This window comes from Amycolatopsis sp. NPDC051371 (genome assembly GCF_040682155.1).
GTDB lineage: Bacteria > Actinomycetota > Actinomycetes > Mycobacteriales > Pseudonocardiaceae > Amycolatopsis.
The window spans coordinates 81447-92921 of sequence record NZ_JBFBAG010000012.1; the positions used below are offsets into that span (position 1 = coordinate 81447).

Here is an 11475-nt window from a genome sequence, read left to right on the forward strand (position 1 = left end):
CTCAGAAGCCCTGTCTCAGAAGCCCTGGGCGAGGCGGTGGTACGCCTGGTTCCAGCGGATGCGGTCGGCGAAGCCGTGCGGCGTGGTGTCCTTGTCGATCACCAGCAGCTCGACGCCGAGCAGGTTCGCGAAGTCGCGAAGGGTTTCGGTGCCCACGGCCTGGGTGAGCACGGTGTGGTGCGGGCCGCCCGCGGTGATCCACGACTCGGCGGACGTCGACAGCGACGGCGCCGGCTCCCACACCGCCCGCGCCACGGGCAGGTTGGGCAGCGGCTCGTCCGGCGCGACGACCTCGATCTCGTTGGCCACCAGGCGGAACCGGTCGCCGAGGTCGACCAGGCCGAGCGTGACACCGGGTCCGGGCGCGGCGTCGAACACCAGCCGGACCGGGTCCTCGCGGCCGCCGATGCCCAGCGGGTGGATCTCGCAGGACGGCTTCGCGGCCGCGATGCTGGGGCAGACCTCCAGCATGTGCGCGCCGAGGATCTTCGGCGTGCCCGGTCCGAAGTGGTAGGTGTAGTCCTCCATGAACGACGTGCCGCGGTCCAGCCCGACGCCCATCGCCTTGACCGCGGCCAGCAGCGCGGACGTCTTCCAGTCGCCCTCGCCGCCGAAGCCGTAGCCGTCGGCCATCAACCGCTGCACGGCGAGGCCGGGCAGCTGACGCAGGCCGCCGAGGTCCTCGAAGTTCGTGGTGAACGCGCCGAACCCGCCGTCGGTCAGGAACTTCCGCAGCCCGGCTTCGATCTTCGCCGCGTAGCGCAGCGACTCGTGCTGCGCTCCCCCGGCGGCCAGTTCCGCGACAACGTCGTAATCCTCGGCATATTGCGCCACCAGGGAGTCCACTGTGTCCTTTTCGGACACCCCATCGACCAGTTCGACCAGGTCGTTGACTCCGTAGGTGTTGACCGAGACGCCGAACCGCAGCTCGGCCTCGACCTTGTCCCCCTCGGTGACGGCGACGTCGCGCATGTTGTCGCCGAACCGGGCCAGCCGGAGGTTGCGCAGGTGGTCGGCGCCGATCGCGGCCCGCGCCCACGCGTCGATCCGCCCGACGACGACCGGGTCGGACACGTGCCCGGCGACGGTCTTGCGCGGCACGCCGAGGCGCGTCTGGATGAACCCGAACTCGCGGTCGCCGTGGGCGGCCTGGTTGAGGTTCATGAAGTCCATGTCGATGGTCGACCACGGCAGGGCTTCGTTGAGCTGGGTGTGCAGGTGCAGCAGCGGCTTGCGCAGCGCGTCCAGCCCGGTGATCCACATCTTCGCGGGCGAGAAGGTGTGCATCCACGCGATCACGCCGACGCAGGCGGCGTCGGCGTTGGCCTCCTGCAGGACCCGCCGGATCGACGAAGCTTCGGTCAGCACCGGCTTGCCGACGATCTCGGCCGGCAGCCCGCCGGAGGCGGCCAGGAGCTGCTGGATCCGCAGGGACTGGCCGGCGACCTGCTCGAGGGTCTCCTCGCCGTAGAGGGCCTGGCTGCCGGTGAGGAACCAGAGCTGGGGTTTCGACGCGCGGGTCATCGTTCTCCTAGAAGCGTTTCAGTGACATCCGGGTCTCCGCCCCGGGCCGGGGGCTCCGCCACCCGGGGCCCCCGAAAGACGGTGGGCTGGCCGTAGACGTTCTGGTACCGGGCGTAGAGCCGGTCGACGTCCTCGGGTGGGAGGGGTTCGGGCGTGCCCAGCTCGAAGGCCTTGTGCACGGTGCGGGCGACGTCCTCGACCATCACCGCGGCCTTGACCGCGTCGCGCGCGGTGCGGCCGACGGTGAACGGGCCGTGGTTGCGCATCAGCACGGCCTTGGAGCGGCTGGTGCGCAGCGTTTCGACGATGCCCCGGCCGATGGAGTCGTCGCCGATCAGGGCGAACGGCCCGACCGGGACCGGCCCGCCGAACTCGTCGGCCATCATCGTCAGCACGCACGGGATCGGCTCGCCGCGCGCGGCCCACGCCGTGGCGTACGTCGAGTGCGTGTGGACGACGCCGCCGATCTCCGGCAGGTGCCGGTAGACGTAGGCATGCGCGGCGGTGTCCGACGACGGCGCGAGTTCGCCGTGTACCAGCTCCCCGTGCAGGTCGGTGATCACCATGGTGTCGGCGGACAGGTCGTCGTAGGACACGCCCGAGGGCTTGATGACCATCAGCTCGCGCCCGGGTACCCGGGCCGAGACGTTGCCCGCGGTCCAGATGACCAGGGCGTTGCGGGTCAGCTCACCGTGGAGGTTCGCCACGGTCTCCCGCAGTTCGGCGACGGTGTCGAGGACTTCGCCGGTCAGCGACATCAGGACCGTCCCTTCGCGACTTCACGGCGACGGGCCGCGAGGCGGTGCATGACATCGTTGGCGCCACGGCCGAAGTAGTCGTGCAACGTCGTGTACTCGGCGTACAGCTCGTCGTAGGCGGTGACGTGCGCGGGCACCGGCTGGTAGACCGCGCGCTGGACCGAGCCCATCGCGGCGGCGGCCACGCGGATGTCCGGGTGGGCCCCGGCGGCGACGGCCGCGTGGATGGCCGAGCCGAGCGCGGGCCCTTGGTCGGAGCCGATGACCGACAGCGGCAGGTTCGTGACGTCGGCGTAGATCTGCATGAGCAGCGCGTTCTTGACCAGGCCGCCCGCGATGATCAGCTCGGTGACCGGGACCCCGGCCTCGCCGAACGTCTCGACGATCTTGCGGGTCCCGAACGCCGTGGCCTCCAGCAACGCGCGGTAGACGTCCTCGGCGCGGGTCGCCAGGGTCTGGCCGACGATGACGCCGGACAACTCGTGGTCGACGAGCACCGACCGGTTGCCGCTGTGCCAGTCCAGCGCGACCAGGCCGTGTTCGCCGATCTCCTGCTGCGCGGCGAGCCGGGTCAGCTGGTCGTGCCCCTCGTGGGCGAAGTGTTCGGCGAACCAGCCGAAGATGTCGCCGACGCCGCTCTGCCCGGCTTCGTAGCCCCACAGCCCGGTCACGATCCCGCCGTCGACGACCCCGCACATGCCGGGGACCTCGCGCAGTTCGGCGCCGTTCATGACGTGGCACGTCGAGGTGCCCATGATCGCGACCATCTGGCCGGGTTCGACGGCCTGGGCGGCGGGCGCGGTGACGTGCGCGTCGACGTTGCCGACGGCGACCGCGATGCCCTCGGGCAGCCCGGTCCACGCGGCGGCTTCGGCGGACAGCGAACCGGCGCGGGCACCCAGCTGCCCCAAGGGGTGTTCCAGCTTGTCGGCCACGAAGGACTCGAAGCCCGGGGAGAGCTCGTGGAGGAAGTCGCGGCTCGGGTACTCGCCGTCCTGGAGGATGCCCTTGTACCCGGCCGTGCACGCGTTGCGGACGTACACCCCGGCCAGCTGCCAGACGATCCAGTCGGCCGCCTCGACCCAGTGCCGCATCGCCGCGTAGACGTCGGGGGCCTCTTCGAAGACCTCGAGTGCCTTGGCGAACTCCCACTCCGACGAGATCAGCCCGCCGTAGCGCGGCAGCCACTTCTCGCCGCGGGCGCGGGCCAGGTCGTTGATCCGGACGGCCTGCGGCTGGGCCGCGTGGTGCTTCCACAGCTTGACGTAGGCGTGCGGGTTGCCTTCGAACTCGGGCAGCTCGCACAGCGGCGTCCCGTCGGCGGTCGTCGGGACCATGGTGCACGCGGTGAAGTCGGTGCCGATGCCGACGACGTCGGCCGGGTCGGCGCCCGCGTCCCGCAGCGCCGCCGGTACGGCGTTGCGAAGGACTCCGACGTAGTCCGCGGGCACCTGCAGCGCCCATTCGGGCGGCAGTGCGCGGCCGGTGACGGGCAGCGTCTCGTCGAGCACCCCGTGCGGGTACTCGAAAACAGCGGAGCCGAGTTCGGCTCCGTCACGGACCCGCACGACCACCGCGCGGCCCGACAGCGTGCCGAAGTCGACGCCGACGGTGAGTGGTTCTGCCACGGTGTCCTCTCCCTCCTGGTTGGTGACCGGGGCGCGGCGCGGGCGGCGGTGGACGCGCCGCGCCCCGGGGTTCTAGCGGCCGGTGATGACCAACGTCGTCACGGAGTTCGCGGGCAACGTCAGCTTCGACGTCGCCGCCAGCCCGGTGATCTCCCTGGTCTGCGGCACGATGGCGGTCGGCGCGGCGAGGCTGTTGCGTCCCGCCGGGTCGCCGGTGAGCGTGGTGAGCGTCCCGGTGCCGTCGACCGCGGTGACGCCGGTGAGCGCCAGCCGCGCGGTCTGCACCTGGCCGGTCGGGTTGACGAGCTTGACCGTGAACGTCTTCTTCCCGCCCTTGGTGGTCACGTTGACGACCTGCCGCAGCGGGCTGCCCTGGTTGAGGCGGCTGGTCACGATCTGCTTGCCGAGCGTGCTGGAGAACATCTGCTGCACCCAGTACGACGGCGAGCCGTAGCTGCTCCCGGCGTCGAGGCCGATCAGGTTGACCGGCCAGTTCGCCTGGCCCTCGTGCACCAGCACCGGCGCGTACATCGAGCCGATGACGATGTCGCTGTTGCGTTCGAGCCCGGTGAGGAACGCGGCCTCGCCGATGGCGGCGGCCAGGGTGCCGGTGGGCCGGCCGTCCTGGGCGCCGTACTCGCCGACGAGGATCTCCGGGCCGGACCGGTCCGCGGTGTCGTAGCGGGTCGAGTTGTCGGTGAACCACTGCGGCGACTGGTAGTAGTGGTCGTCCGCGGCGTCCGGGCGCACCCCGGTCGACGTGCTCGACGCGGCGCCGCCCTGCAGGCCGCCGGTCGTGGCGATGACGGTCAGCTGCGGGTACTTCGCCTTGATGGCGTTGTACATGTCGGTGAAGCGCCAGGCGTAGCTGCCGGAGGTGTCGAACCAGTCCTCGTTGCCGACCTCGACGTAGTGCAGGTCGAACGCCGCCGGGTGCCCGTCGGCGACCCGCTTCGCGCCCCACGTCGTGGAGGCGTCGCCGATGGCGTACTCGATTTCGTCGAGGGCCTCCTGGACGTACTGCGGGTAGTCGGCCTGGTCGACGTGCTGGCCGTTGAGCGTGTAGCCGGCGAACAGCGCGAGCAGCGGCTGGGCACCGATGTCCTCGGACAGCTTGAGGTAGTCGAGGATGCCGAAGCCGTCGGTGGACCAGTAGCCCCACGCGGTGTTCTGGTGGCCGGGCCGTTGTTCGAGGGGGCCGATGGTGTTCTTCCACGCGAAGCGCGTGTCGAGGGTGTTGCCTTCGAGGTAGTTGCCGCCCGGGACGCGGAACAGGCCGAGCTTCATCGCGGCGAGCTTCTGCCCGAGGTCCAGGCGGACGCCGTGGTTCTTGAAGGTCGGCGGGAACAGCGACACCTGCTGGAACCAGGCGTCCCCGGCGAGGGCCTTCTTCCCCTTGTTCACCAGCGAGACGACGATCCGGTTGTCGGTGGACGCGGTGATCGTCGATGGCGTGGTGAAGCTGAACGTCTGCTGCGCCCAGCTCGCGCCGACGGGCTGGACGTCCTTGCTCGCCAGGACCGTGCCGTCCGGCTTCTCCAGGCTGACGCGGATCGCGCCGGTCCAGGTTCCGCGGGCGAAGAAGCTGCCGGTGTACTTCGTGGCCGGTTTCGCGGCGATGCCGTAGTAGCCGACGTTGGCGGCGGCCACGCGCCCACCGGCCGGGACCGCGTCGGCGTGGAGCTTCAGCGACCGGTCGAGGGCCGTGTTCAGCGGAGTGGCGGTGTCGATCGCGTACGTGCCGGTCGCGCCCGCCGAGGTGAGCAGCGACCAGTACGGGACCGGGGTGTCGCCCGCGCCGCTGCCGCGCTGGTAGGCCTCCTTGAAGGTGCGGTTGCGGACGAGTTCCGCGTAGAGCCCGCCTTCGACGGAGTGGCTGATGTCTTCGAGGATCGAGCCGTAGGTGGTCGGCCGGGTGTTGGCGCGCACGACGTTGGCGTCCACGGCCAGCTGGTTGGCCCCGGCGAGGGTGCCGATCTGGGCGGCGGACAGCGGGAAGCGGCGCAGCTCGACCTCGTCGACCGCGCCGGTGAACCCGGCGCCGACGGTGAACGGCGCCGCGGCGGTGCCCGAGGCCGGGCAGCCGGAGACGTCCAGCGTGGTGCCCGTCGGCGTGCCGCAAGTGCTGGTGACCGCGGCCGCGTCACCGTCGGCGTAGACGGTGAGCCGCTGCGAAGCACGGTCGAGGACGACGGCGGCGTGGTGCCAGTTGCCGTCGGCGAGCCCGCCCCCGGTGGTGGTCACCCGGATCGTGCCGACGCGGGCGGTGAGCTTGCCGCCGGTCACGCCCAGGGCGTAGCCGTCGCCGTGGTCCACGAGCGTGCCGTCCGCCGTCGTGCGGAACCAGGCGGCCAGGGAGAGCGAGCCGGTGCCGGTGTCGAACGCGGGCGAGGTACCCATGTCCACAGTGGACTTGCCGTCGAGCTGGACGGCCTTGCCCGCCGCGCCCGCGGTCCACGTCGCTCCGCGCAGGGTGCCGTCGGCGGCGTTGGCGGAAGAGTCGCGCGCGACGGTCCCGGTGCCCTCGTCGAAGTGCCACGACCCGCTCGCGGCCAGCGCGGCGACGGCCGACGCGGTCAGCGGGGTCGGGTACGCGCGGACGTCGTCCACTCCCCCGGCGAACCAGTCGGCCGGGCTGCCGGCCCACTTGCCGCGCCCGATGACGAGGTGCCCGCCCGCGGTCCACGGCGTGGTGAACGGGACGCTCTGCTGCAGGGTTCCGTTGACGTACAGGGAAAGCGTGCCGGCCGCGCGGTTGTAGACGCCGACGACGTGCTGCCATTGGTCGGCTTGCGCGGGCAGCGTCGAGACGGCCGCGGACGACGCCGAGTCGCCGTCGGCGGCCCGGCGGGTGAAGGCGAACCGGCCGTCGGCGGCGCGCTGGAGGTAGAAGCCGCTGATCGTCGAGCCGTCGATGCTGACCGCGGTCCGGAAGCCGGTGGCCGCGGTCGGCTTGACCCACGCGGACACCGAGAAGCTCTGCGCGGTGTCGACGACCGGGGCCGGGACGTCGACCGCGGCGTCGGTGCCGTCGAGCGTGACGCCGTGCGGGCCGACGACGCCGTCACCCCAGGTGGCGCCGCCGGTCAGGGTCGCGATGCGGGCGTCCTGCGAGTCGTCGGCCGCGGTGGTGCCGGTGCCCTCGTCGAGGGTCCAGTGCCCGGCGATGGCCAGGCGGGCGGCGTCGGCCGCGGTCAACGCGCCCGAGTAGGCGCGGACGTCGTCGATCGTGCCGTCGACGTAGTCCACCGGGTTGCCGCCGTACTTGCCGCGGCCGATCACCAGGTGGCCGGTGCCCGCCCAGCCCGCGGGCGCGGCGACCGTGGCCTGGCGGGTCCCGTCGACGTAGAGGGCCAGCGTCGACGCGGCCGCGTCGAACACGCCGGTGAGCTGGTACCACTGGCCGACGACCGGGTCGAAGTTCGCCGACGCGACGACGCCGTCGGCCGGCGCGTCACCGGCGAGGCGGGTGAAGGCGAACCGGCGGGAGTCGTCGCGGAACTGCAGGAAGAAGTTGCTGACCTGGGTGCCGTCGATGCTCACGAACGTCTGGAAGCCGGAGGTCTTGTCGAGCTTGACCCAGCTGCTGACGGAGAAGCTCTTGGTGGTGTCCAACACAGGCGCGCCGGCGTCGGCGAAACCCCCGGAACCGTCGGTGGTCAGGGCGCCACCACGGATCCCCGGGCCCCAGCCCGCGCCCGTGTTCAGGGTCGCGGGATGGCTGCCCGCGCTGTCGGCGGCGGTCGTGCCGCTGCCTTCGTCGAACGTCCAGTGCCCGGCCAGTCCCGGGTCGGGGTCGGCCGAGGCGGCCGTGACAGGCATGGCGGAGAACAGCGTGAGAGCCGCGAGGACGGCGAGGGGGCGCCGGAATCTGCGGAGCATGACTCTCCTTCGAGTGTGAGCGCTCACAGTCATCGTGTCCGTCGGGTCACGAGGCGTTGCAGGACGATGAAGACGAACAGCAGGGCCCCGGTGATGATCGACGTCCACCAGGAGTTGAGGGTGCCGTCGAAGGTGATCAAGGTCTGGATGATGCCCAGCACCATGATCCCGAGCACGGTGCCCAGCACGTAGCCGGAACCGCCGGTGAGGATCGTGCCGCCGATGACCACCGCGGCGATCGCGGTCAGCTCGAGACCGACGCCGTTGAGCGGGTCGCCGGAAGACTTGTACAGCACCAGGAGCAGTCCACCGAGGGCCGAGCAGAACCCGCTGATCGTGTACACCGCGATCTTCGTGCGGCCGGTCTTGAGGCCCATCAGCATCGCCGACTGCGCGTTGCCGCCGATCGAGTAGACCGTGCGCCCGAATCGCGTGAAGGCCAGCACGTACACCGCGATGGCGACGACGACCAGAGCGGCGACCACGCTGATCGAGATGTGCAGCTCCCCGCCGAGCGGGATCTGCGTCTGGGCGAGCGTGGCGATCGTCGCGTTGTCGATCGAGTACGCCTCGGTGCTGATCGTGTAGCAGAGCCCGCGGGCGAAGAACATCCCGATCAGCGTCGCGATGAACGGCTGGATCTCGAAGAAGTGGATGAGCGCGCCCATCCCGGCGCCGAGCAGCGCCCCGACCACCAGCACCACCGCGATCGCCGCGTACGCGGGCCAGCCGTGCTTCTGCAGCAGGTCGCCGGAAATCACCGTGGACAGTGCGACCACCGATCCGACGGACAGATCGATGCCGCCGGTGAGGATCACGAACGTCATCCCGACCGCGACCACGAGCAGGAAGGCGTTGTTGATGAACAGGTCCAGCACGACCTGCCCGGACCCGAACGCGTCGTAGCTGGACGCGCCGAAGATGTACGCCCCGATGAGCAGCGCCATCGTCGCGAGGATCGGGAGGTGCCGCTGCTGGGGCCGGTAGCCCTTGATGCGGGTGAGCGTGGTCATGCCGTGACCTCCACCTTCTCCGGAGCGGGTGCGGGCGCCGGCTGCCCGGGCCGGGGCGTCCGGCGGCGGCGGAGCTTGCGGCGGAACGCGGGCGACTGCAGCAGGCACACGGCCAGCACGACCACGGCCTTGAACAGCATGATCGCCTCGGGCGGGATGCCGAGGGCGTAGACGGTGGTGGTCAGCGTCTGGATGAGCAGCGCGCCGATCACCGCGCCGCCCACGGAGAACCGGCCGCCCGTCAGCTGCGTGCCGCCGACGACGACGGCGAGGATCGCGTCGAGCTCGATGAACAGCCCGGCGTGGTTGGCGTCGGCGCTGTGCACGTTCGCGCTGATCATCAGCCCGGCGATGCCCGCGCACAGCGCGCAGAAGACGTAGACGAGCCAGGTCAGCCGGGCCGAACGGAGGCCGGCCAGCCGGCTGGCCTCCGGGTTGCCGCCGACGGCCTCGACGAGCAGGCCGAGCGCGGAGCGGCGAACCAGCAGCGACGCGAGCACGAACACAGCCAGGGCGATGAGGATCGCGCTCGGCAGCGTCAGCACGAAGCCGCTGCCGATCCATTCGTACGGGGCGGAGTTGATCGTGATGATCTGGCCGCCGGAGATCAGCTGCGCGATCCCGCGGCCGGCGACCATGAGGATGAGCGTGGCGATGATCGGCTGGATGCCCAGTGCGGCGACGAGCCAGCCGTTCCACACCCCGAGCACCAGCGACAGGCCCAGCGCCAGCCCGACCGCGACGAGCGTGGCGCCCACGCCGTCGGGGTGGTCGGCGATCCACAGGCAGGCGAGCGAACCGCTGATCGCGACGACCGCGCCCACCGAGAGGTCGATGCCGCGGGTGGCGATGACGAGCGTCATGCCGATCGCGATGAGGATCAGCGGGGCGCCGTTCTTCAGGATGTCGACGAGGTTCCCGTAGAGGTGACCGTCGCGCAGTTCGATCTTGAAGAACGACGGGCTCGCGATGAGGTCGCCCAGCAGCAGCACCAGCAACGCCACCACGGGCCAGAAGAGCCGCTGTTTCGTCAAGCCGGTCATGCCTGCACCCCTTCGGCCATCGTGGCCATGACGTCGTCCGCGGTGAGTCCCTGGTTCTCGCGCTTGGCCACCACTTTCCGGTCGCGCAGCACGACGACGCGGTGGCTCAGCCGGAGCACTTCCTCCAGCTCGGCGGAGATGTACACGACGGCCATCCCGTCGGCCGAGAGCTGGGTGACCAGCCGCTGGATCTCGGTCTTGGCGCCGATGTCGATGCCGCGGGTCGGCTCGTCGAGGATGAGCAGCCGCGGTTCGGTGATGAGCCAGCGGGCCAGCAGCACCTTCTGCTGGTTGCCGCCGGAGAGGTTGCCGACCAGTGCTTCCGGGTCGGCGGGGCGGATGTCGAGCGTCTTGATGTACTTCTGCGCGATCTCGTCCTGACGGCGGCGCGACAGCGGCCGCGCCCAGCCGCGGGAGGCCTGGAGCGCGAGGACGATGTTCTCCCGGACGGTCAGTTCCTCGACGAGACCCTCGGACTTGCGGTTCTCCGAGAGGAACGCGATCCGGTGGTCGAGCCCGGCGCGTGGGGTGCGCAGGTTCGTGGCCTCCCCGTCGACGCGGACGGACCCGCTGTCGGCGTGGTCGGCGCCGAAGAGCAGCCGGGCGAGCTCGGTGCGCCCGGAGCCGAGCAGCCCGGCCAGCCCGACGACCTCGCCGGCGTGGATGTCGAGGCTGAACGGTTCGACACCGCCCTTGCGGCCGAGGTCCTCGGCGGACAGCAGCACCGGCGCGCCGGCGACCTCGGCCCGGCTCGGCCCGGAGTCCTCCAGGTCCTCGAGGACCTGGAGCTCCTTGCCGATCATCTTCGTGACCAGCTCGACGGGCGTGATGTCCGCCGTGCGGTACTCGCCGATCAGCTTTCCGTTGCGCAGCACGGTCATCCGGTCGGCGACCGCGAAGACCTGGTCGATGAAGTGGGAGACGAACAAGATCGCCAGCCCCTGCTCGCGCAGGGACCGGACGACCTTCAGCAGCTGCTCGACCTCGCCGGCGTCCAAACTGGACGTCGGTTCGTCGAGCACGAGGACCCGCGCCTCGACGTCGAGGGCGCGGGCGATCGCGACCAGCTGCTGGACGGCGATCGAGCAGGTGCTCAGCTCGGCCGAGACGTCCACGTGGACGTCCAGCCGGGCGAGGAGCTCCTCGGCCCGCCGCCGCATCGGGCCCCACTGGATGCGGCCGAAGCGGCGGGGTTCCCGCCCGAGGCAGACGTTCTCCGCCACGGACAGGTTCGGGCAGAGGTTGACCTCCTGGTAGACCGTGCTGACGCCGGCCCGCTGGGCCTCGCCGGGCCCGCTGAAGGCGACAGGTTCGCCGTTCAGCTCGATCGTGCCCGCGTCCACCCCGTACACGCCGGTCAGCACCTTGATGAGGGTGGACTTCCCGGCGCCGTTCTCGCCCATCAGGGCGTGGACCTCGCCGGGGAACATCCGGAAGGCGACGTCGTCGAGGGCGAGGACGCCGGGGAACTCCTTGCGGATACCACTCATCCGCACCATGGGCTGCGGTTCAGGCATTGCGTGCTCCGGGGTGGACGCGGGGGTCGTGAGTGAGAGGAGTACAAGGAAAAGGGCAACCGGGCGTTCGCCCTCACGGACATCGTGGGGCCGAAGAAGGTTCACGTGCC

Annotated in this window: 7 protein-coding genes; all 7 read right to left on the minus strand. The window is 70.9% G+C overall.

Annotated elements, in window-relative coordinates; all coding sequences use genetic code 11:
• Positions 1-15: 15 nt before the first annotated feature.
• The 7 genes from araA to AB0M59_RS17260 all read right to left on the minus strand — a co-directional run bounded on the left by araA (position 16) and on the right by AB0M59_RS17260 (position 11347).
• Positions 16-1524: an L-arabinose isomerase gene (gene araA / locus AB0M59_RS17230; RefSeq protein WP_364615691.1), complete on the minus strand. Its 1509-nt coding sequence runs from the start codon at positions 1522-1524 to the stop codon at positions 16-18.
• Positions 1521-2282 carry an L-ribulose-5-phosphate 4-epimerase gene (locus AB0M59_RS17235; protein WP_364615694.1) on the minus strand — a complete coding sequence of 254 codons (762 nt, stop codon included), beginning with the start codon at positions 2280-2282 and terminating at the stop codon, positions 1521-1523. Before AB0M59_RS17235 ends, araA begins: the two co-directional genes overlap by 4 nt.
• Positions 2282-3910 (minus strand): ribulokinase, encoded by a 1629-nt coding sequence (gene araB / locus AB0M59_RS17240; protein ID WP_364615697.1) that lies wholly within the window; start codon positions 3908-3910, stop codon positions 2282-2284. The genes AB0M59_RS17235 and araB overlap by 1 nt, the downstream gene beginning before the upstream one ends.
• 72 nt (positions 3911-3982) lie before the next feature.
• The gene (locus AB0M59_RS17245) at positions 3983-7792 is read right to left on the minus strand and encodes a LamG-like jellyroll fold domain-containing protein (protein ID WP_364615700.1); all 3810 of its coding nucleotides are present in this window, start codon (positions 7790-7792) and stop codon (positions 3983-3985) included.
• Between the two features lie 29 nt (positions 7793-7821).
• On the minus strand, positions 7822-8805 hold the full coding sequence (gene yjfF / locus AB0M59_RS17250) for a galactofuranose ABC transporter, permease protein YjfF (protein WP_364615703.1): 984 nt from the start codon (positions 8803-8805) through the stop codon (positions 7822-7824).
• Positions 8802-9848 (minus strand): ABC transporter permease, encoded by a 1047-nt coding sequence (locus AB0M59_RS17255; protein WP_364615706.1) that lies wholly within the window; start codon positions 9846-9848, stop codon positions 8802-8804. Before AB0M59_RS17255 ends, yjfF begins: the two co-directional genes overlap by 4 nt.
• Positions 9845-11347, minus strand: coding sequence for a sugar ABC transporter ATP-binding protein (locus tag AB0M59_RS17260; RefSeq protein ID WP_364615964.1), 1503 nt, complete (start codon positions 11345-11347; stop codon positions 9845-9847). Before AB0M59_RS17260 ends, AB0M59_RS17255 begins: the two co-directional genes overlap by 4 nt.
• Positions 11348-11475: the final 128 nt, after the last annotated feature.